This is a genomic window from Agrobacterium sp. 22-3639C2 (assembly GCF_053522105.1).
Genome location: NZ_JBNWDB010000007.1, coordinates 224,094 through 245,862, shown reverse-complemented (window position 1 = coordinate 245,862; position 21,769 = coordinate 224,094). Strand labels below are relative to the sequence as shown.

18 protein-coding genes are annotated in these 21,769 nt (G+C 58.5%); 9 read left to right on the top strand and 9 right to left on the bottom strand.

Annotated features, from left to right (window positions below):
• Positions 1–15 precede the first annotated feature (15 nt).
• Together ptsP and ACQZ6D_RS26175 are read right to left on the bottom strand one after the other, a co-directional pair.
• Positions 16–2,283 carry a phosphoenolpyruvate--protein phosphotransferase gene (gene ptsP, locus ACQZ6D_RS26180; protein WP_004432101.1) on the bottom strand — a complete coding sequence of 756 codons (2,268 nt, stop codon included), beginning with the start codon at positions 2,281–2,283 and terminating at the stop codon, positions 16–18.
• A gap of 176 nt (positions 2,284–2,459) precedes the next feature.
• Positions 2,460–3,737: an aspartate kinase gene (locus ACQZ6D_RS26175; protein WP_004432098.1), complete on the bottom strand. Its 1,278-nt coding sequence runs from the start codon at positions 3,735–3,737 to the stop codon at positions 2,460–2,462.
• Between the two features lie 388 nt (positions 3,738–4,125).
• Here ACQZ6D_RS26175 and ACQZ6D_RS26170 point away from each other — a divergent pair, with 388 nt between their 5' ends.
• Positions 4,126–5,973 (top strand): DEAD/DEAH box helicase, encoded by a 1,848-nt coding sequence (locus ACQZ6D_RS26170; protein ID WP_004432087.1) that lies wholly within the window; start codon positions 4,126–4,128, stop codon positions 5,971–5,973.
• A gap of 121 nt (positions 5,974–6,094) precedes the next feature.
• Here ACQZ6D_RS26170 and ACQZ6D_RS26165 read toward each other — a convergent pair whose 3' ends face one another.
• Together ACQZ6D_RS26165 and nspC are read right to left on the bottom strand one after the other, a co-directional pair.
• A complete protein-coding gene (locus ACQZ6D_RS26165; protein WP_013762136.1) occupies positions 6,095–7,333 on the bottom strand; it encodes a saccharopine dehydrogenase family protein in 1,239 nt (412 codons plus the stop codon).
• Between the two features lie 59 nt (positions 7,334–7,392).
• Positions 7,393–8,490, bottom strand: coding sequence for a carboxynorspermidine decarboxylase (gene nspC, locus ACQZ6D_RS26160; RefSeq protein ID WP_097170876.1), 1,098 nt, complete (start codon positions 8,488–8,490; stop codon positions 7,393–7,395).
• Between nspC and ACQZ6D_RS26155 the strand changes: the two genes are divergently transcribed.
• The 4 genes from ACQZ6D_RS26155 to galE all read left to right on the top strand — a co-directional run bounded on the left by ACQZ6D_RS26155 (position 8,489) and on the right by galE (position 10,763).
• On the top strand, positions 8,489–8,722 hold the full coding sequence (locus tag ACQZ6D_RS26155) for a hypothetical protein (RefSeq protein ID WP_004432079.1): 234 nt from the start codon (positions 8,489–8,491) through the stop codon (positions 8,720–8,722). The genes nspC and ACQZ6D_RS26155 overlap by 2 nt on opposite strands.
• 67 nt (positions 8,723–8,789) lie before the next feature.
• On the top strand, positions 8,790–9,134 hold the full coding sequence (locus ACQZ6D_RS26150) for a DUF883 family protein (protein WP_004432077.1): 345 nt from the start codon (positions 8,790–8,792) through the stop codon (positions 9,132–9,134).
• 9 nt (positions 9,135–9,143) lie between these two features.
• Complete coding sequence (locus ACQZ6D_RS26145; RefSeq protein ID WP_065663266.1) at positions 9,144–9,581, top strand: hypothetical protein; 438 nt, start codon at positions 9,144–9,146, stop codon at positions 9,579–9,581.
• Positions 9,582–9,779: 198 nt separating this feature from the next.
• Positions 9,780–10,763, top strand: a complete 984-nt coding sequence (galE, locus tag ACQZ6D_RS26140) for a UDP-glucose 4-epimerase GalE (RefSeq protein ID WP_004432073.1) — start codon at positions 9,780–9,782, stop codon at positions 10,761–10,763.
• 100 nt (positions 10,764–10,863) lie between these two features.
• On the opposite strand, the gene ACQZ6D_RS26135 is transcribed toward galE, so the two are convergent.
• Positions 10,864–11,439, bottom strand: a complete 576-nt coding sequence (locus tag ACQZ6D_RS26135) for a PRC-barrel domain-containing protein (RefSeq protein WP_004432071.1) — start codon at positions 11,437–11,439, stop codon at positions 10,864–10,866.
• A 238-nt stretch (positions 11,440–11,677) separates the two neighbouring features.
• Here ACQZ6D_RS26135 and ACQZ6D_RS26130 point away from each other — a divergent pair, with 238 nt between their 5' ends.
• Positions 11,678–13,402 (top strand): sensor histidine kinase, encoded by a 1,725-nt coding sequence (locus tag ACQZ6D_RS26130; RefSeq protein WP_019566500.1) that lies wholly within the window; start codon positions 11,678–11,680, stop codon positions 13,400–13,402.
• A gap of 300 nt (positions 13,403–13,702) precedes the next feature.
• Here the strand turns inward: ACQZ6D_RS26130 and ACQZ6D_RS26125 are convergent, their stop codons facing one another.
• The gene (locus tag ACQZ6D_RS26125) at positions 13,703–14,692 is read right to left on the bottom strand and encodes a sensor histidine kinase (protein ID WP_333704563.1); all 990 of its coding nucleotides are present in this window, start codon (positions 14,690–14,692) and stop codon (positions 13,703–13,705) included.
• 95 nt (positions 14,693–14,787) lie between these two features.
• The gene (locus ACQZ6D_RS26120; RefSeq protein ID WP_004432063.1) at positions 14,788–15,582 is read right to left on the bottom strand and encodes a response regulator; all 795 of its coding nucleotides are present in this window, start codon (positions 15,580–15,582) and stop codon (positions 14,788–14,790) included.
• A gap of 137 nt (positions 15,583–15,719) precedes the next feature.
• Between ACQZ6D_RS26120 and ACQZ6D_RS26115 the strand changes: the two genes are divergently transcribed.
• Both ACQZ6D_RS26115 and ACQZ6D_RS26110 read left to right on the top strand, forming a co-directional pair.
• Positions 15,720–15,926: a NepR family anti-sigma factor gene (locus ACQZ6D_RS26115; protein ID WP_004432062.1), complete on the top strand. Its 207-nt coding sequence runs from the start codon at positions 15,720–15,722 to the stop codon at positions 15,924–15,926.
• Entirely contained in the window at positions 15,926–16,492 is a 567-nt protein-coding gene (locus tag ACQZ6D_RS26110) for an RNA polymerase sigma factor (RefSeq protein ID WP_004432061.1), read from the top strand. The genes ACQZ6D_RS26115 and ACQZ6D_RS26110 overlap by 1 nt, the downstream gene beginning before the upstream one ends.
• Positions 16,493–16,558: 66 nt before the next feature.
• Here ACQZ6D_RS26110 and ACQZ6D_RS26105 read toward each other — a convergent pair whose 3' ends face one another.
• The gene (locus ACQZ6D_RS26105) at positions 16,559–17,029 is read right to left on the bottom strand and encodes an Lrp/AsnC ligand binding domain-containing protein (protein WP_004432060.1); all 471 of its coding nucleotides are present in this window, start codon (positions 17,027–17,029) and stop codon (positions 16,559–16,561) included.
• Between the two features lie 175 nt (positions 17,030–17,204).
• Between ACQZ6D_RS26105 and putA the strand changes: the two genes are divergently transcribed.
• Positions 17,205–20,891, top strand: coding sequence for a trifunctional transcriptional regulator/proline dehydrogenase/L-glutamate gamma-semialdehyde dehydrogenase (putA, locus tag ACQZ6D_RS26100; protein WP_448730409.1), 3,687 nt, complete (start codon positions 17,205–17,207; stop codon positions 20,889–20,891).
• A 43-nt stretch (positions 20,892–20,934) separates the two neighbouring features.
• On the opposite strand, the gene ACQZ6D_RS26095 is transcribed toward putA, so the two are convergent.
• Positions 20,935–21,762: an ABC transporter ATP-binding protein gene (locus ACQZ6D_RS26095; RefSeq protein WP_448730410.1), complete on the bottom strand. Its 828-nt coding sequence runs from the start codon at positions 21,760–21,762 to the stop codon at positions 20,935–20,937.
• Positions 21,763–21,769 lie beyond the last annotated feature (7 nt).

Sequence of the window (21,769 nt, the reverse complement as noted above, 5' to 3'; positions counted from 1 at the left end):
TATGAAACAGGTCTTTTAAATGGGAATGGAATGCGTCGCGGCAAAGCGTAACAACACCTCGCGCGCGCTTTCCAGCGAATTATGATCGTCGAGCGCAGCGTTCAGCTCATCGGCGAGGCTCGCGGCATCAAGCCCGAGAAGCATGGCCTTGACGGGGCCAATCGCCGTCGGCGACATGGAAACCGAACGGAAACCAAGGCCGATCAAAGCCATGGCCGAAAGTGGCTTGCTTGCCATTTCGCCGCAAAGCGTGACCGAGGTGTGGTGCTTTTCGCCAGCGCGCACGATATCGCGCAGAATGCGCAGGAACGGCTTGCCAAGATTGTCGAAACGATCCGAAACCCTTGCATTGCCGCGATCGACCGCCATCGAAAACTGGAACAGGTCGTTCGAACCGACGGAGACGAAATCCACTTCCTGCATCAGCTCATCGAGCTGCCACATCAGCGAAGGCACTTCCAGCATCGCACCAAATTGCAGCTTTTTCGGAAGCGCATGGCTGAATTTCGAAAGATGCTGCACTTCCTTCTGAAGCAGATCGCGCGCCGCGCGGATTTCGGAAACCTCCGTCACCATCGGCAACATCATGCGTAGTTCAGCACCTGAGGCAGCACGCAGAAGCGCGCGCATCTGTGTGCGCATCAGACCCGGGCGGTCGAGCGACAGGCGGATCGCCCGCCAGCCGAGCGCCGGGTTTTCCTCTTCCTGGCCGCGCATATAGGAAACGACCTTGTCGCCGCCAATATCCAGCGTGCGGAAGGTAACGCTCTTGCCCTTGGCCTGCCGCAAGACAGACCTATAGAACGCTTCCTGCTCCTCGCCCTTGGGCATGTTGGAGGCGATCATGAACTGCAGCTCGGTGCGGAACAGGCCGATGCCATCGGCGCCGGATTCCTCGAGCTGCGGCAGATCTACGAGAAGGCCCGCATTCATCTTGAGGTTGACCTTCTGGCCATCCTTGGTGATCGGCTCGACATTGCGAAGCGCGCGGAACTGCTCCTGGCGCTTGGCACGCAGGCGCACCTTTTCCTCATAGGCGCGCTGCAAATCCGACATCGGGCGCAAATGCACCTGGCCGTCATCGCCGTCGATGATGATGGGATCGTTATTTTCAGCGAGGGCGACGATGCCCGTCGCCTGCCCGATGATCGGAATGCCCATGGCGCGCGCCACGATGACGACGTGGCTCGTCACCGCACCGTCTTCGAGCACCAGGCCGCGCAATTTCTCACGCGGGTAATCCAGCAATTCGGCGGCACCCATGGCGCGCGCCAGAACGATGGCGTCCAGTGGAAAATCATGCTCGGGGCTTCGACCGCCGAAACCGATCAGCTGGCGCAGCAGCCGGTTGGCAAGATCGTCGAAATCATGCATGCGCTCGCGAAGATAGGGATCGGTCAGGCGCATCATGCGCGCCTTTGTGTCGCTCTGCACTTTCTCGACCGCAGCTTCCGCCGTCAGGCCGTTGCGGATAGCTTCTTCCATGCGCCGCACCCAGCCCTGATCGTGGGCGAACATGCGGTAGGTCTCAAGAACCTCGCGATGCTCGCCTTCGGTCGGGACGTCGCGGCGCTGCAACATGTCGTCGATCGACAGGCGCAGCGAACCGATGGCGTCGGCAAGACGCAGGATTTCGGTATCGGCATCCTCATTCAGCAGATTGGTGACAACGATTCGGGGGTCGTGCAGCACGACATGACCAAGACCGATGCCTTCGCCATAAGCATCGCCATCAATGGAAACGGCACGCGTCAGGTCCAGCTCCACACCGGGGCGGGTGATTTTTTTCAATTCACCGCTCGCCACTATTTCAGCGATAAGCATCGCGGTTGTCTCGAGCGCTTCAACTTCATCCTCCCGGTATGTTCGGCTGACCTTGTTCTGGACCACAAGAACGCCAAGAGTGCGACCGGAGCGCAAAATCGGCACGCCGAGGAAGGAATGATAAATTTCCTCACCCGTTTCAGGAAGATAGCGGAAAGCCGGATGCGCCTGCGCATCGGAAAGATTGAGAGGTTGGGCGGAAGCGGCAATGGTACCGACAAGACCCTGCCCCATTTTCAGCTGGGCAAGATGCACGGCATCCTTGTTGAGACCTTCGGTAGCGTAAAGCTCCAGCACGCTGTCGGAACGCAGCACGTAGACCGAGCAAACCTCCGCCACCATGTTGCTGGCTATCTGACGGACGATCTGGTCCAGACGGTCCTGCGGCTCAAGGTGCTCCGCCATCATTTCGCGCAGCCGCTTTAGCAGGACGCGCGGACCTGCAGAAAGGTCTCTCATCGCGTTTGCTCCCCGACGCTTCCGATCCGAATGTCATAATATTCGAGAATCAAAACGTCATTTAAAAAATTTATAGCGCGAGAAGCGCGTCCCGCAAGGGACACGCTTTCATGAAACGCCACATCGGAAGAACGCAACCCCGAAGAATCGGAGCATCGGGAACCGATGTCTCGAACTTAGTTCTTATCGAGACCGTAAGCAGAATGCAAAGTGCGAACGGCCAGTTCGGCATAGGCACCGTCGATCAGGATCGAAATCTTGATCTCGGAGGTGGTGATGGCCTTGATGTTGATGTTCTTCTCGGCAAGCGCCTTGAAGGCGCTGGCAGCAACGCCGGCATGGCTGCGCATGCCGATACCGATGACCGAAACCTTGGCAAGGCCGGTCTCGTTCTGCGCAACGTCAAAGCCGATCTGGGCCTTGTTCTCGTCCAGAACGCGCAGAGCCTTGGCAACGTCGCCAGAAGGAACGGTGAAGGTCATGTCGGTGCGCGACCCATCTTCGGAGATGTTCTGCACGATCATGTCGACATTGATATGCGCTTCGGCCAGTGGCCCGAAGATCGCGGCGGAGACGCCCGGACGGTCGGCCACGCGGCGCAGCGAGATCTGTGCTTCATCCTTGGCATAGGCGATGCCGGTTACGACTTCCTGTTCCACGATTTCTTCCTCGTCACAAATCAAAGTACCGGGCGGGTTGATGAGGTCGCCCATGCCCGGCGCATCGGGATCCTCGAAGCTGGAGCGAACGAAGGTGCGCACCTTGTGTACCATGGCAAGCTCGACGGAGCGAACCTGCAGAACCTTCGCACCGAGAGACGCCATTTCGAGCATTTCCTCGAAAGCGATCTTCTTCATGCGGCGAGCCTTGGGCTCGATGCGCGGATCGGTGGTATAGACGCCATCGACATCGGTATAGATATCGCAACGGTCCGCCTTGACGGCGGCGGCGATGGCAACGGCTGATGTGTCCGAACCGCCGCGACCGAGCGTCGCAATGCGGTTATCCGGGCCGATGCCCTGGAAACCGGCAACAACGGCAACCTGGCCCTCGCCCATGCGGTGAACGATATCCGAACCGTCAATCTCCAGAATGCGGGCGGCACCATGTGCGTTGTCTGTGCGGATCGGAATCTGCCAGCCCTGCCATGAGCGCGCATTGATGCCCATGGATTGCAGCGTTATCGCCAGAAGACCCGATGTCACCTGCTCGCCGGATGCAACGACCGCGTCATATTCGCGTGCATCGTAAAAGGAGGCGGCGTTGGCGCCAGCCACCTTCGCAGCATTCTGCACCCAGTCCACCAACTCGTTGGTTTTACCGGACATGGCGGAAACGACCACGGCCACTTCATGGCCGGCATCCACTTCGCGTTTCACATGCCGTGCGACATTGTGAATGCGTTCGAGGTTCGCGACGGACGTGCCGCCGAATTTCATGACAATGCGAGCCATAGCCTTGACCAGTACCATCCCTTTTTTCCGCCAGCCGTTTTTCAGGTGCGGACAAGAACAAACCCAGTCGGCTCTTTTTGATAAAGAGCCTCAAGTTGCGGGTCTCTTAGCGAAAAGGCGGGGGGCACGCAATGCCGTTTATGAACCATGCGGTACGCCTTTTTTTATAGCCCCGGCGAAAGAAGATGTCGGGATGGAATGGGCGACCGCATGCGGCGCTGTGAAAGAGCGTACCGCAGTGCACTGTACAAACGGGCCTATTCGCAGTATGGAGCGCGGCAATGCAACCGGCCAAATGGCCGTAATGGCCTGCATCGGCTGCCCCGGAGACTTTAGGACCTATTGGTTTCGGGCGGATGCAGGCAGCTTCATATCCGAAAGACGGTAGATGACAGACACCCAGGGTATCGCCCCGGCGATCGCGCAGGCGTTGGAAAAACGCGGCTACAAAGATTTGACCCCCGTGCAGAAGGCCATGCTTTCGCCGGAACTCGCCGACAAGGACGCGCTGGTTTCCGCGCAGACCGGCTCCGGCAAGACAGTTGCCTTCGGCATTGCGCTCGCGACCACGCTACTGTCGGAAAACACCCGTTTCGGCCAGGCTTCCGCGCCGCTGGCACTCGCCATTGCGCCAACCCGCGAACTGGCCATGCAGGTCAAGCGCGAGCTGGAATGGCTTTATGAATTCGCCGGCGTATCGATTGCGTCCTGTGTTGGCGGGATGGATATCCGCAGCGAACGACGCGCACTGGAGCGAGGCGCGCATATTATCGTCGGCACCCCCGGCCGCCTCTGCGACCACATCAAGCGCGGCGCGCTCGATCTGTCGTCGCTACGCGCCGTGGTACTGGACGAGGCCGACGAGATGCTCGATCTCGGCTTCCGCGAAGATCTGGAATTCATTCTGGAAGAATCGCCGGATAACCGCCGCACGCTGATGTTCTCGGCCACCGTTCCGCGCAGCATCGCCAAGCTTGCCGAAAGCTACCAGAAGAACGCCGTTCGCATCGCCACCGCCTCAGAACAGAAGCAGCATGTGGACATCGAATACCGCGCCTTGCTGGTGACCGGCTCCGACCGCGAAAACGCCATCATCAATGCGCTGCGCTTTTACGAAGCCCGCAACGCCATCGTTTTCTGCTCCACCCGTGCGGCCGTGAACCATCTGACGGCCCGTCTGAACAATCGCGGCTTTTCCGTCGTGGCTCTGTCAGGCGAACTGACCCAGAACGAACGCACGCATGCGCTTCAGGCAATGCGTGACGGTCGCGCCCGGGTTTGCGTGGCGACTGACGTTGCTGCACGCGGCATCGACCTGCCTGGCCTCGAACTGGTTATCCACGCCGACCTGCCGACCAATTCGGAAACGCTTCTCCACCGTTCCGGCCGTACCGGCCGCGCCGGGCAGAAGGGCGTCAGCGCCATCGTGGTGCCTGTCAACCAGCGCCGCAAGGCCGAACGTCTTCTGGAAGGTGCCAAGGTCAGCGCAGCATGGGTTCGCCCTCCTTCGGTCGAAGAGATCGTTGAACGCGACGGCGCCCGTCTCCTGGCCGATCCGGCTCTCACCGAGGCCGTGGCCGATGACGAGCGTGATTTCGTCAAGCAGCTGCTCGAGCAGCATGGCGCGGAAAAAGTAGCAGCCGCCTTCGTGCGCCTTTATCACGCCGGACGTTCCGCCCCGGAAGACATCACCGAAGTCGCGCTGGACAATACCCGCAAACCGCGCCGCGACAGCTTCGAAACCCCTGAAAACGACGCGCCGCGCCGTGAACGTTCCGACTTTTCCGACAGCGCTTGGTTTTCGCTTTCGGTGGGCCGCAAGCAGAGCGCCGAACCCCGCTGGCTCATCCCCATGCTCTGCCGCTTCGGCAAGATCACCCGTCAGGATATCGGCGCCATCCGCATGCAGCAGACGGAGACCTTCGTGGAACTGGCGGCCGATGCCGTTGATCGTTTCACCTCCGCCATCGGCAAGGACATGATGCTCGAAAAGGGCATTCGTCTGAAGGCGCTGGAAGGCAAGCCGGAAATGACCGGCAGTGTTCGTGAGGACACCCGCCCGGCCACGGCTCAGCGGAAGTTCAACAAACCCAATAATGCTGGCGGCGCAGCCGACGACCGCAAGGGCGACGACAAGCCCTGGAAAAAGAAAAAGACCTTCGGCGACAAGCCCAAATTCGAAGGCAAGAAGGACCGGCCTTTCGAAAAGCGCGGACCGAAGCCGGCAAAGGGCTGAGGCGCGGGTCAGTACCGTGCGGTAAATCCTCGGCTTAAGGCCGAGGATGATGCCAAGTAACTGGCAAACTTCATCACAAAAAAAGCCCCGCTTTTGCGGGGCTTTTTATTGTCTTGATGGATCAGAACGTCAGGGCGCGGTCGCCGTTTTCGTCCTTGATACGGCTTGGAAGGCCAATCTTGTTCAGAAGGTTCAGGAAAGGCTGCGGTGGCAGTTCTTCCACATTGGCCATCTGCTTCACATCCCACTCGCCGGTGGCAATCAGCATTGCGGCGGCGACCGGAGGAACGCCGGCGGTGTAGGAAATGCCCTGCGATCCAACTTCCTCGTAGGCTTCCTTGTGGTCGGCCACGTTGTAGATGAAGACTTCGCGTTCCTTGCCATCCTTGATGCCCTTGACGACATCGCCGATGCAGGTCTTGCCGACATAGTCGGGTGCAAGCGAAGACGGATCCGGCAATACGGCCTTGACCACCTTCAACGGCACGACTTCCAGACCTTCGGCAGTCTTGACCGGCTTTTCGGAGAGAAGACCGAGGTTCTTCAGCACGGTGAAAACGTTGATATAGTGATCGCCGAAGCCCATCCAGAAGCGCACATCGGCGCCATCCATGTTTTTGGATAGCGAATGCACTTCGTCATGGCCGGTCATATAGGCCTTCTGCTTGCCGACAACCGGCAGATCGAATTCCTGGCCGACCTCGAACATCTGGTTCGTCTGCCACTGGCCATTCTGCCAGGAATAGACAACACCGGTGAATTCGCGGAAGTTGATTTCCGGATCGAAGTTGGTGGAGAACCAGCGGCCATGGCTGCCGGCATTGATATCGACGATATCGACCGAAGTGACCTTGTCGAAATATTCATCCTTGGCAAGGCGGGCATAGGCATTGACCACGCCGGGATCGAAACCGACGCCGAGCAGTGCAGTTACGCCCTTTTCCTTGCATTCGGCAGCGCGCTTCCACTCGTAGTTTCCGTACCACGGCGGCGCCTCGCAAATCTTGGTGGGATCCTCGTGGATCGCCGTATCCATATAAGCAACACCCGTGTCCATGCAGGCACGAAGAACGGACATGTTGACGAAAGCCGAACCGACGTTGATGACGATCTCTACGCCGGTTTTCGTAATCAAGGCTTTCGTCGCCTCGATATCCATCGCGTCAAGCGCATGGGCCTCAAGTTTCACATCTGTCTTGAGGCTCTTCTTTTCGCGTACGGACTCGACAATCTTGCGGCACTTTTCCAAAGTCCGTGACGCAATATGAATGTCTCCCAATACATCGCTGTTCTGGGCGCATTTATGCGCCACGACCTGTGCTACGCCACCGGCGCCGATGATCAGAACGTTCTTCTTCATTTCAGGTGATGCCTCCTTTTCCCCGCAGGGATCAGCTTCGTTTCATGTTAAAACAGGGTTTAAGACAGGCTTTGCTCGAAATCGGCAAAGTCGAATTCGCGAACGGCACGCACGCTGCCGTCGAGTTCCTTGATGGCAATCGCCGGCATCTTCACGCCATTGAACCAGTTCTTCTTGACCATGGTGTAGCCGGCCGCATCCTCAAAGGAGATACGATCACCGACCTTCAGCTCCTTGTCGAACCGGAAGTCGCCGAAAATATCGCCCGCAAGGCAGGATTTACCGCAGACCATGTAGGGATGTTCGCCCTCGTTCGGCAAAACCTTGGCGGTTTCGCGATAGATCAGGAGGTCGAGCATATGCGCTTCGATGGAGCTGTCGACGATGGCGAGGTTCTTGCCATTGAACAGCGTGTCGAGAACCGTCACTTCAAGCGTCGTGCTCTTGGTGATCGACGCTTCGCCGGGCTCAAGATAGACCTGAACGCCGTATTTTTCCGAAAAGGCCGCCAGGCGATCGCAGAACTGGTCGAGCGGATAGTTGTCGCCGGTAAAATGGATGCCGCCGCCCAGGCTGACCCATTCCGCACGCGACAGGAGCGATCCGAATTTCTCTTCGATCTGCGTCAACATGCGGTCGAACAACGAAAAATCGCCGTTTTCGCAATTGTTGTGGATCATGAAGCCGGAAATCCGGTCCATGACCTTGTCGACCTTGGCGACATCCCATTCGCCGAGACGGCTGAAGGGACGTGCGGGATCGGCAAGATCGAAGCTCGAAGAGCTGACCTGCGGATTGAGGCGCAGACCCCGGGTGATACCGGAGGCCTTTTCTGCAAAGCGCTCAAGCTGGCTGATGGAATTGAAGATGATCTTGTCCGCGTTCGAAATCACCTCGTCGATTTCGTAGTCGGCATAAGCGACGGAATAGGCGTGGGTTTCGCCATTGAATTTCTCGCGGCCCAGACGCACTTCATAAAGCGACGACGAGGTGGTGCCGTCCATATATTGCGACATGAAATCGAAAACGGACCATGTTGCAAAGCACTTCAGCGCCAGAAGCGCCTTGGCGCCGGATTTTTCCCGCACATAGGCAATCTTCTCCATGTTGCGAAGAAGTTTTGTCTTGTCGATGAGGTAATAGGGCGTCTGAAGCATGGCGTTTCACATATTGATTGAAGTCAAGGTCCGTCTGGATGATGGGCCTTATATGATGCTTGTTACAGGAAAACAAATGTCCGGCACCGAATTCCCGGAAAATTGCCCCCGCCGCAAAATCCGCGGGAGAAAACTCGCCAAGCCGCGGAACCAAGCGGGCATCGGCGCGTTTGAATGGCGGACAATCGGGTTTACGGCTGCCGCAACGAAAGTTCGTAAGCGTCGGCATTGATCCGCGGCGGCAGTCTTTTTGACCTGACGCCATTTCCATCAACGATGTTCCAGGAAGGACTTCACCCATGGCAAGCGTGCGTAGCAGCGTCAACGACAAGATCCAGCAATCCCTCGAGAACGGCGATGCAGCCGATGTGGCAGCACAGCTTGCCCAACTTCGCGAAGATCTGGCAAATCTTGCCAAGAGCGTTAAGGCGCTGGGCGTTGGAGCCTCGCATGAATTGAAGGCGCAGGCCGCCCGCGTGGCCGACGACGCACTGACCGCTTCCGGCGAGATGGCCGACAGCGTTCGCAACGAAATTTCCTCGCTGAACGACAATCTGACGGATCAGGTCCAGAAGAACCCGCTGCAGTCCCTCGGCATCGCCGTTGGTGTCGGTTTCGTGCTCGCTCTCCTCACACGTCGATAAGGCCGCATCATGCTTGAGGCATTGCTGGTCTATCTGGGAGACACCCAGCGTGAAGGACGCGTCGTGACGCGGCGCCTGCGCTCCACGATAATCCTTTGGGTGCTGACCGGGATATTCTTCCTGATCGCCTTCGTAGCGGCTGTCGTGGCGGGGTCCATCTATCTTGCCCGGCATGTCGGCGCAGGGCCGGCCGCGCTTGTCGTAGCCGGTACGGCGTTTCTGCTTGGTGTCATCATGTTGGTGGCGCTTGCGATCGTCAAACGTCCGAGAGCCTATGCCGCAAGACGACCCGTCGCATCCTTGACGGCGGCTCCCTTGACCGCAGCACCTCTGGCGCTGCAGTCGCTCCTGACGCTGGCGATCCAGGCGCGCCCCTACGCGACGCTCGCCGTTGCCATGGCTGCCGGCTTTCTGGCAACCAGAGCCAACACCAGGAAAAAGAAATAAGCACGCCTTCGGGCGCGTCTAAGGCTCTTCGTCAAACTCTCATTCGTTGCTGCGCATCCAGACCATGGATGCGCAGTTTTTTTTATGTTACCCGCGATGGATAGACTGGTTGATGGTGCTCAGTGCCACGCCGCCCTTATTTGAACAAAGTGAAATACAGTCTCCCGCACGTCCCGTTTTTTTTCTGAAAGGCGATTGATGAAGAAGAAAGTCCTTGTCGTCGGCGGTGCCGGCTATATCGGTTCGCATACCTGCCTTCTCCTGTCGGAGCGGGGATATGAACCGGTCGTTTTCGACAATCTGTCCAATGGACATGAGGAATTCGTCCGCTGGGGACCCTTCGAGCAGGGCGACATTCGCGACCGCGCACGCCTGGACGAGGTTTTCGCCAAGCACCAGCCGGAGGCCGTACTCCACTTTGCGGCGTTGATTGAAGTCGGCGAATCGGTAAAGCAACCCGTGGCCTTCTACGACAACAACGTCATCGGTTCGCTCAACCTGCTGTCTGCCGCCATCGATGCCGGGGTCACGGCATTTGTCTTCTCCTCTACCTGCGCCACCTACGGTTTGCCGGAACAGGTGCCGATTGACGAGACGCACCGTCAGGCGCCGATCAACCCTTACGGCCGCACCAAATGGGTAGTCGAGCAGGCGCTGAAGGATTACAGCACCTATAAGGGGCTGCGCTCGGTGATGCTGCGCTATTTCAACGCCGCAGGTGCAGATTTCGAAGGCCGCATCGGCGAATGGCACAAGCCGGAAACCCACGCAATCCCGCTCGCCATCGAGGCGGCACTCGGTCGGCGTCAAGGCTTCAAGGTGTTCGGCACGGATTATGACACCCGCGACGGCACCTGCGTGCGTGACTACATCCATATTCTCGATCTTGCCGACGCCCATGTGCGGGCAGTGGACTATCTGCTGGCGGGCGGTGAAACGGTTGAACTCAACCTTGGCACCGGCACCGGCACGACTGTGAAAGAGTTGCTGGCGGCGATTTCGGACGTATCCGGCCGCCCCTTCCCGGTGGAATATACCGACCGCCGCGATGGCGATTCCACCACCCTTGTCGCCAATAACGACAAGGCAAAGGCGGTGTTGGGCTGGGAGCCGCGTTATTCCCTGTCTGATATCATCAAATCCGCCTGGGCTTGGCATTCCTCGCGCAACGCCGGGGACTGAGCGAACGCAATTTAAAACAAAAAGACACCGGCCAATGGCCGGTGTCTCTCGCGGGACGCCTGTTGAGGTCGATCCCGCTCCTGCCTCCCAGGTAAGGGGATCAGGGCTTGGTGGCGGACGTGGTGGTGCTGTCCGGAGCTGCAGGCGTTGCCGCGCTCTTTTCGCTGGCCTGCTGTTCCAGCGTCTTGAATTCCGGAGCAGCCTTCAGCGTTTCCGCCGTTTCGGTCGTCGTCAGGCGAATGGTGCCGTCCTGCGTGTTGCGGGTCATCGTTACCTTGTCCATAGGCACCGCGACATCCTTGGCACCGATACCGAGGAAACCGCCGACACCAATCACGGCTGCGACGAGACCACCGTCTTTTTCCATGATGAGGTTGGTGACGTTACCGATGCTCTCGTCGGCTGCGGTATAAACCGACTTGCCGATGTAATCATTGGCGCTGATCTGCGTTTCGCCCTGCTGGGTGATGTAAGCACCGCCCGTCGTCGCGGCCGCGCTATCATTGGCCAGAGGAGCCGCCGGCGCCATCGGGGTGGCGGGAGGCGTTGCCGGTTCGGTCTGAGCACTCGGATTTGCCGGTGCTGGCTGGGTTGTACCCTGGGCGATGGCAAGCGGCGCGAAAGCCGTCGTGCCCATCAGGGCGGCGGTGACGAGTATCGTAAGTTTCTTTGCCATTTTCGTACCTTCCTTTCATCGTTTTCGACTGGCCGGGCGGTGACGAATTTCGCTTTCCACTCCATGACCGGTTCGCTTTGCAAACGGGCTGACCATTGAAATGGTTCCGATTTTTTCAGTCGCATAGACGCGATTGCGACATTTTGCGGCTCCCGAACGAAAAAATCAGGCATTGCTAAAGGAGGATGGCGCGGTATTATCCTTGACGTAACAATGCCGTAACTGCCGGAGTTTTTGCATGCCTCAACCCGGCAAAAAACTGAAAAACACGTTCTCGGCTTTACGTCGACGCAGTGCGAATTTTTTTCCGACGGCCTCCATCGGCACCTATCTGGTGGTGATGGCAACCGTCATCACCCTGCCGCTTATCCTTTTCGGCGGCTACTTGATGCTGCGCCTTGAAAGCGAAAAGCGCGACGACCTGCAAAGGGAGACGATCGAGGATGTCAGGGTCGTCAGCCGCAACATCGATAGGCGCCTGCAGGAAATCGCCACCTCCCTCAATCTGCTGTCGCAATTCCCGGAACTCGAGAATGGCAATCTTGCCGCTTTTCAGGGACGTGTTGCCGAAAGCCTGAAACGGGAGGGCCTGTACGCCATTCTGGCTACCAAGGAAGGCGAACAGTATCTCAATACCCGGGTGTCATTTGGCCAGCCTCTCAGCAAGGTGCCGGCCGAGGCCAATCTGGCCAAGGCAATCGAATCCCGTCGGATCACCGTTTCGGACATGTTTTTCGGCGCGACGAGCAAGGAATGGGTGTTCAACGTTACCTTGCCGCTCGACCCCAATCTGGGGTCCGCCGGAGATGCCCTGATCCTGACGCAGAATACAAGTGACCTGAGCCGGCTCATTCCCACGGAAAACCTGCCGCGCAACTGGGCGGTCGCCATTATCGACGGTAACAATCGTGTTGTCGTTTCCAGTGCGCAGAATGGGGTGGAAGTGGGCAAGCCATTTGCCAGCCCTGCCATTCTTTCAGAAATGCAGGCCTTCAGCGGTAATTTCTTCGACGACAAGGGTAACCTCTATGCCTATGCCCAATTGCCGGGCTGGCAATGGCGAACCGTGATGTGGGGGCCACTTGCCGCAAGTCAGGCAGCATTGGTCGACACGTGGCGACAAATGATGATCGGCAGCACGATGCTGGTGCTCATCGCCATCGGCGGCGCCTATCTGGTCGGCCGGCAGTTGCGCAGTTCCATTCGCGATCTCACGCTCATGGCTGAACGCATCGGTGAAGGCGAGATCGTGGCGCCTGTCGATACCAAGATCAAGGAAGCCAACCAGGTCGCCGTCGCGCTCTCCAATGCTTCCTTCGACAGAAGCCAGTCGGAAGAACGGCTGCAACTTCTGCTGCACGAACTGGTTCACCGCTCCAAGAATATTCTGACGCTGGTTCAGGCAATGATCCGGCAATTGGGGCGGGAAAACAAAAGCATCCCGGAATTCCAGAAAGAGGTGGACCACCGTCTGCGCGGTCTCGGAATGTCGATCCGGGCATTGGCGGAGGTTCAATGGCAGGGCTTGCCGATCCGTAAGCTGATCGAGACCCACCTCGACGTTTTCGGCACCGTTTCGGAACGCTTCGAGCTGTCTGGGGACGATTTCATGCTTTCTCCGGAAGCGGCGCAAAATTTTGGGCTCGTAGTGCATGAGCTGACGACGAATTCCATCAAATACGGCGCCCTGTCGGTTGCGCTCGGAAAAATCACGGTGAGCTGGAAGCCGCTCGAAAAAGATGGACGTCAGATGATTTATATCGTCTGGACCGAAACGGGCGGGCCACCGGCGACGGAACCAAGCCGCAAGGGCTTTGGTACCACGGTCATCAAAAGGCATGCGGAAGGCGCATTCGGCGGACAGGTGGTGACGGAGTATCGCGAAACCGGGTTCGAATGGTCGCTTGAAGCGCCGATGCGCTATTTTATACCCAAGCGACCCGATCAGGCAGGCCCGCTTTGAAAAATGGCGTGCTTGATCCCCGTACCTGCAGACGAAAAGCAGCTAATTTCGCCCTCCGCAAAAAAAATACGTTTTAGTGGAACCGAATTAGGGCGGATGCATTTTTGCTGCAGGCCAAGCAATTCCCCCGTCCCCGCCTGAAGCTTGGCTGACAATAAACAGGTTTCACCCCTGAAAACCTGTCATAATAAAAAAGCACGGCTCTTTCATGGGCCGTACTTTTTTATTGCGTTCTCGCAAAAACGGCCGAAGTACTGCCTATGAGGCAGGTCTCCAGCCGAGGGCCATTATTTCGAAATTTCAAATGTCGGTGACGTCCCCGGAAGGAAATTTCAGCCGGTAGACGATCCGCTCCGGCGTGAGGTGATATTCGGCATTCCCGCCCAATGCGGATGGAACGACCTTTTCCAGCACGACGCTGCCGAAACTGCCGCGCCTCGCCTGCGCCGGCTCTTTCGATGGCATAATCGGCTCTATCCACTCAACGATACAAAAATCGCCTTCCTGTCGGCATTGCAGCGAGATTGGCGGATGATAGGCGAGATTGCCGCTGTGGCTGACCGTATTGACGACCAGCTCATGGAAAGCCAGACCGATATAAAGCGCCCCATTCGGATTGAGCAGCAGGTTTTCACCTTCCATGTGGATGAGATTAGGATATTCCGGCACATAGAGATCGAATTGCTGGCGAAGAAGCTCGAATATGCGAGCACCTCTCCAGTCGGAATCCGTGATGAGATCCTGACTTTGGGCAAGAGCGTGTAACCGGCCCCGAAACTTGCGCAGAAAATCTTCCTTGGTGAGGCTGAAACGGGCCGTCTGGCCTGCAAGGCTCTGGATGATCGCCAGGAGGTTCTTGGAACGGTGGCTGACCTCGCGCAGCAGCGAGCGTAAAAGCTGCTCGCGCCGCCGTTCCGCCGTCACCTCGCGAATGGTGGTTTTCATCACCGCCTGCTTCGCCTGGTTGAAGGTGGAATGGATCTGGAACTGGAAAACCCGGTCATTGCCGGCATTAACTTCCAGCATGCCCCGACTGCCCACCACATTCATATCTTTTTTGAGTTCGGCAAGCCGCTCTGAAAGATCGGTGCCAAACACATTTTCATCCGTGGGATGGCTATCGGTCGGCAGACGCCACACATCCGGCAGATTGGCCACGAATATATACTCGCGGTTCCAGTCTTGTAACATGACTGTCTCGCCCGAATCGAGCAAAGCGAGGACGAGCGAATCGTGTAGCTCGCTCTCGTTCCTCTCCGCGTTATGCCATGCCAGCCGATGCAAATTCATCTCCCTGCAAAAAGCCGTGAGATCACCTCACGACCGTAACCGCGAACGTCCGGGTACCGTAGTTGTTCCCGGACAGTCTACGGTTTCGGCAAATTTCACGCCGCGACGCGAGAGCTTTCGTTGAAAAACAGGGCCTGGCTGATAAGCGCTTTCACCATGTCCGGGTTGAACGGCTTCGTAACGAGGAATGTCGGCTCGGGCCGCTCACCCGTCAAAAGACGCTCAGGGAAGGCTGTAATGAAGATCACCGGCAGAGACGTCATCTGAAGGATCTCCTTCATGGCATCAAGCCCGGAGCTGCCGTCTGCAAGCTGGATGTCGGCAAGGATCATCTTCGGCTGCGTGCGGTTGAAGAGATCGATCGCCTCCGCATGCGTGCGGGCAATACCCGTAACGCGATGGCCGAGATCGGTGACCATCTGCTCGATATCCATGGCGATCAGAGGTTCGTCCTCGATAATCATGATATCGGTGGCAACCTGACGGGCGATTTCAGAGGCAGCCTCATCGATCAGCTGGCCGATCTGGGCTTCAGTTACCCTCAGAACCTCTGCTGCTTCCGAAGCTGTGAACTCTTCGACCGTGGTCAGAAGGAAAGCCTGGCGGGCGAGCGCTGGTACCGCAGAGAGGTTGGCGGAAGCGCGCTTTTCCCAACCTGACAGGTTTTCATCGGCCTTTATATTGATCGTGACGGAACTAAAAATAGATACGAACAATTGATAAAGCGAAACCCGATCGTTGCTTGTCGGCGGGAAGATGCTGATATCGGCGATCAGAGCTTCAAGTGTTGCTGCAACATAGGCATCGCCAGTGGATTGAGAGCCGCAAACGGCACGCGCGAACCTGCGCAGATATGGCAGGTGCGGTGCGATGCGTGTAGAAACTGACATGGAATTCTCCCCTTTCATGCGGTCTGCAACGCAAACCCACGATAGCAACGTGCGCATCATAAAAAAAGTTCCGGATCGCCGGAACTATTTTTTTCATCGCGCATTCTTGCCACGACACAAAAGGAATACCGGACGTTATGAACATATTTCAATCGGACCAAGATTCTCCGGACAATCCGGCCAACCCTCAGGTCCCGCACTCTGGACGTGCGGTGATTTCCCGCAAGCTTAGGGAACTCTACGATGCTGTTCAGGAAGAAGGCATCCCTGACAAATTCCTCGATCTTCTCGAGAAACTCGATGAAGCCGAAAACAGAGCCAAAGACAAGGCTTCGGGGGAATGATGGCGAAAGAGCCGGAGCAGACAGAATACAATTTCAAACGGGAAATGCTGGCGGCACTGCCAAACCTGCGCGCATTCGCGATCTCACTCATCCGTTCGAGGGATCGCGCTGACGACCTCGTGCAGGATACGATCATGAAGGCCTGGGCGAAACAGGAGAGTTTCCAGCCCGGAACCAACATGCGCGCATGGCTGGTGACGATCCTGCGTAACGAATTCTACAGCCAGATTCGCAAGTCCGGCCGCGAAGTACAGGATACCGACGGGGTTTACACCTCGCGCCTGTCGGTGCCGCCAGAACAGCATGGTTCGGTCGATCTTCAGGATTTTCGTACGGCACTTGCAAAATTGCCCGACGATCAGCGCGAAGCTATTCTACTGATTGGCGCCTCGGGCTTTGCTTACGAAGAAGCAGCCGAGATTTGCGGGTGCCCGGTTGGCACAATCAAGAGCCGTGTCAGCCGCGCGCGATTGCGCCTGCAGGAACTTCTCGGCATCGAAAACGAAAACGAGTTCGGTCCTGACGCGCAGATGAGCGCCGTTACCGCCGCAGCCACTGCGCGCTGAGCTGGCAGAATTCGCAAAGCATTAGACGGGTAGGCTCGTGCCTGCCCGTTTTTCTTCGCCGCGTCGTCAGATACCGGTCTCCTTGACCGACTGCATCACGACGAATGTCGAAGTGTTGGAAACCGATGGAAGGCTGGAGATTTTTTCGCCGAGCACCCTTCGGTATTTGCGGATATCGCTGGTGCGCACCTTCAGTAGATAATCGAAGGCGCCGGCGATCATGTGGCATTCCTCCACCTCCTTGATCTTGCGTACCGCCGTGTTGAATTCCTCAAGTGCCTTTTCGCGTGTGTCGGAAAGCTTGACCTCGGCGAAGGCGATATGGTCGACGCCCAGTTTCTGCGGATTGAGCACCGCACGGAAGCCCAGAATATAACCTTCATCCACCAACCGCTTGAGCCGTGTCTGGCACGGCGTCTTGGAGAGGCCGACCCTTTTCGACAGTTGCAGCACCGACATGCGCCCGTCTTCGCTGAGGGCCTCGAGAATCTTGAGATCGAAGTGGTCCAGATCGTCTGTTTTATGACTATTTGCCATGTGATTTAACGCCAATTTTGAATAATAAAAGTTCATATGGCCTGTTCTATCCTCAAAATAGGACCATAGCAATTTTTACGGCAATGATATTGTACGCAGCAGAATGACAAGCGGCGAGCGGAGGACACGCTGCCGCTGACAGTCTGTCTTCAACAGCTTTTTCAGGATTTTCAGAATGGCCGATGGTGCAAGCAAAGCCGATGTAAACCCGCAGCAGACGGTGAACGGTATTTTCCAGAATTTTGCACCGCCCGTGCGCGAGCAGAGCCCGTTGCGCAAAGCAATTACCGCCGCTTACCGCCGCCCAGAGGAAGAGTGCCTGGCGCCTCTGATCGATGCTGCGACCGTCACGCCCGAGCAGGCCGCAGCCATTCGCACCACGGCAACCAAGCTGATCGAGGCGTTGCGCGCCAAGACGAAAGGCACCGGCGTCGAGGGGCTGGTGCAGGAATATTCGCTCTCCAGCCATGAGGGCGTGGCCCTGATGTGCCTTGCCGAAGCACTGCTGCGCATTCCCGACACCGCCACCCGCGATGCGCTGATCCGCGACAAGATCGCCCGCGGCGACTGGAAGTCCCACATTGGCGGCGGGCGCTCGCTGTTCGTCAACGCCGCAACCTGGGGTCTCGTCATCACCGGCAAGCTGACCTCGACGGTCAATGACAGCGGCCTTTCGGCGGCGCTGACCAAGCTGATCGCCAGGGCTGGCGAACCCGTCATTCGCCGCGGCGTCGATATGGCGATGCGCATGATGGGCGAGCAATTCGTGACCGGCGAAACGATTGGGGAAGCGATCAAGCGCTCGAAACCGCTGGAGGAACAGGGTTTCCAATATTCCTACGACATGCTCGGCGAAGCAGCGACCACCGCCAAGGATGCAGAGCGTTATTACAAGGACTACGAAAACGCGATCCACGCCATCGGCAAGGCCTCCGCCGGGCGTGGCATCTATGGTGGCCCCGGAATTTCCATCAAGCTTTCGGCCCTGCATCCGCGTTATGCCCGTGCGCAGGCAGAGCGGGTAATGGCGGAGCTTCTGCCGCGTGTGAAATCCCTGATGCTGCTCAGCAAGAAATACGATATCGGCCTCAACATTGACGCCGAGGAAGCTGACCGGCTGGAACTGTCGCTCGATCTTCTGGAGGAACTGGCGCTCGACAAGGATCTTGCCGGTTGGAACGGCCTAGGCTTCGTTGTGCAGGCCTATGGCCGCCGCTGCCCCTTTGTTCTCGACTACATCATCGATCTCGCCCGACGTGCCGGTCGCCGCATCATGGTGCGTCTTGTCAAGGGCGCCTACTGGGATGCGGAGATCAAGCGCGCACAGGTGGACGGGCTGGAAGACTTCCCGGTCTTCACCCGCAAAGTGCACACGGATGTCTCCTATATCGCCTGCGCCCGCAAGCTGCTTGCCGCGCGTGACGTCGTGTTCCCGCAATTTGCGACCCACAACGCCCAATCCATGGCGACTATCTACCATCTCGCCGGTCCGGACTTCAAACTCGGTGATTATGAGTTCCAGTGCCTGCACGGCATGGGCGAACCGCTTTACAGCGAAGTCGTCGGCAAGAAGAAGCTCGATCGTCCCTGCCGCTTTTATGCACCTGTTGGCACCCACGAGACGCTGCTTGCCTATCTTGTCCGCCGTCTGCTGGAAAACGGCGCGAACTCCTCCTTCGTCAACCGCATAGCGGATCCCGCCGTACCGGTGGCTTCCCTGCTGGAAGATCCGGTCACCGTGGTCAAGGCCTACCCCGTTCCCGGCGCACGGCACGACCGCATTGCTGCACCCGCTGGTCTCTTCGGCCCCGAACGGGCAAATTCCGCCGGCCTCGATCTTTCGAATGAAACGGCACTTGCCGCGCTAGACAACGTCCTTAAGGCAGGTGCGACGACGGAATGGAAAGCCGCAGCACCGCATGCAGGCGGAAAGACACGCCCGGTCCTCAATCCGGGCGACCACAATGATGTCGTCGGTTATGTAACCGAACCGACAGAGGCCGATGTCGAGGCGGCAATGCAACGGGCCGCAGCCTCCAACTGGTCTTCCACGCCGGTCGAGGAGCGCGCCGCCTGCCTGGAGCGCGCTGCCGACCGGATGCAGGCCGAGATGCCGGCCCTGCTTGGCCTCATCATGCGCGAGGCCGGAAAATCCATGCCGAACGCCATTGCCGAGGTGCGCGAGGCGATTGACTTCCTGCGTTATTACGCAGCGGAAGCCCGGAAGACCTTCAAGGCCAACGAGACACCGCTCGGCCCGGTCGTCTGCATCAGCCCGTGGAACTTCCCGCTTGCCATCTTCATCGGTCAGGTAACGGCAGCACTGGTTGCCGGTAATCCGGTACTGGCAAAGCCCGCCGAAGAAACCCCGTTGATTGCCGCGCAGGGTGTGCGCCTGCTGCATGAGGCAGGCGTTCCGCAGGACGCCGTGCAGCTTCTGCCAGGTGACGGCAAGACCGGTGCGGCACTTGTCGGCTCAGCGCTCACGGCGGGTGTGATGTTCACCGGATCCACGGAAGTGGCGCGGCTCATCCAGGGTCAACTCGCAGGCCGGGTTCTCGCAAACGGCCAGCCCGTTCCCCTGATTGCCGAGACCGGCGGCCAGAACGCCATGATCGTCGATTCCTCAGCGCTTGCCGAGCAGGTCGTCGCCGACGTCATCGCCTCTGCCTTCGACAGTGCCGGCCAGCGTTGCTCGGCGCTTCGCATTCTCTGCCTGCAGGAAGATGTGGCCGACCGCACCCTGACGATGCTGAAAGGCGCGCTGCACGAATTGCGCATCGGGCGCACCGATAGCCTTTCCGTCGATGTCGGCCCCGTGATCACCGCTGAAGCTAAAGGCATCATCGAAAAACACGTTGACAGCATGCGCGCACTCGGCCACCGGATCGAGCAGATTTCGCTTGCCGGCGAAACCGGCAAGGGCACCTTCGTGCCACCGACAATCATCGAGATGAAATCGCTCGCCGATCTGAAGAAGGAGGTCTTCGGGCCGGTGCTGCACGTCATCCGGTTCAAGCGCGACAATCTCGACCGGCTGATCGACGAGATCAACGCCACCGGCTATGGCCTGACCTTCGGCCTGCATACGCGTCTTGACGATACCATCCAGCATGTCCTGTCGCGCGTCGCGGCCGGTAATCTCTATGTGAACCGCAACATCATCGGCGCCGTGGTCGGCGTCCAGCCCTTTGGCGGGCGAGGCCTCTCCGGCACCGGCCCCAAGGCGGGCGGTCCGCTCTATCTCGGCCGCGTCACACAAACCGCGCCGAAGATCGACCGCGTTGCCAGCCAGCAGGACCAGGCGGCTGTCGATCTCGCCCGCTGGCTGGATGAAAACGGCCAGAGCGTTGCAGCCGAAGCCGCAAGACAGGCCGCAGCCCTCTCCGGCCTCGGTTTCGAAACCGAACTGGCAGGCCCAGTCGGCGAACGCAACGTCTATGCGCTGCATCCGCGCGGCAAGGTGCTGCTTATTCCGGCCACCGAGCAAGGGCTCTATCGCCAGCTTGCGGCAGCGCTTGCCACCGGCAACTCGGTCGTCATCGATAATGCGTCGGGGCTGGAAAAGTCGATCTACGGATTGCCGGCAACCGTCACCTCGCGCATCACATGGGCTGACAGCTGGGAAAAATCCGCACCGTTCGCCGGCGCGCTGATCGAGGGCGATGCGGAACGTGTCGTTGCGATCAACAAGAAAATCGCCGCCCTGCCCGGTCCTCTGGTTCTGGTTCAGGCCGCCACGACGGAAGCGCTTGACCGTGAAACCCAGCCCTACAATCTCGACTGGCTGGTGGAAGAAGTCTCCGTCAGCGTCAACACAACGGCTGCCGGCGGCAATGCCAGCCTGATGAGCATCGGCTGATTATCTGGTTCCGGTAGGGTCTCGACCCTGCCGGTCCATCACATCACCCACCGATTTCACCACGACCGAAAAGCTGGTTCAGAACCTGCTCTTCAAGCCGCGCGAATTCCGGGGTGCCGTGCCGGCGCGGACGCGGCAGTTTCACATCGAGATCAAGCGCGATGCGCCCCTCATCAATCACGACGATGCGGTCTGCAAGTGCGACGGCTTCCGAAACATCGTGCGTAACGAGAACGGCGGTGAATTTCTGCTTGCGCCAGATGCGCTCCAGCAGAAGCTGCATTTCGATGCGGGTGAGTGCATCGAGCGCCCCGAGGGGTTCATCCAGCGCCAGAATTTGCGGATGCGCCACCAGCGCGCGTGCCAGCGCCACGCGCTGCTTCTGGCCTCCAGACAGGACATAGGGCCACTCGCCCGCCCGGTCCTTTAGCCCAACCTCTTCGAGAATGGCAAGCGCCTGCTCGTTGGCCGCCTCACCTTTGGCGATGCCGGTCAGGCCCACGGATACATTGTTTGCGATCCGCTCCCATGGCAGAAGGCGCGGCTCCTGAAACATCATGCGAGTGCGGCTCGATGCGTCTTTCGAAACGGTGCCGCTTGTGGGCGCATCAAGACCGGCCAAGATACGCAGAAGCGTGCTCTTGCCGCATCCACTCTTGCCGATAATAGCCAGAAACTCGCCTTCCCGCACATCGAGATCGATGCCGCGCAGAACCGGTTTATCGCCAAAGGTCTTGGTCACATTGCGGAAGCTGAAAGCGACCTTGCTGTCGTTCTGCTTGCCGCGCTGTTCAACCTTTGTCTCTGCCCCGGAACGGGAGGATGATGGGGCATCGGGGCGTCTCAACGTCGTAACATTGCTGGTCGACATGGGTTAC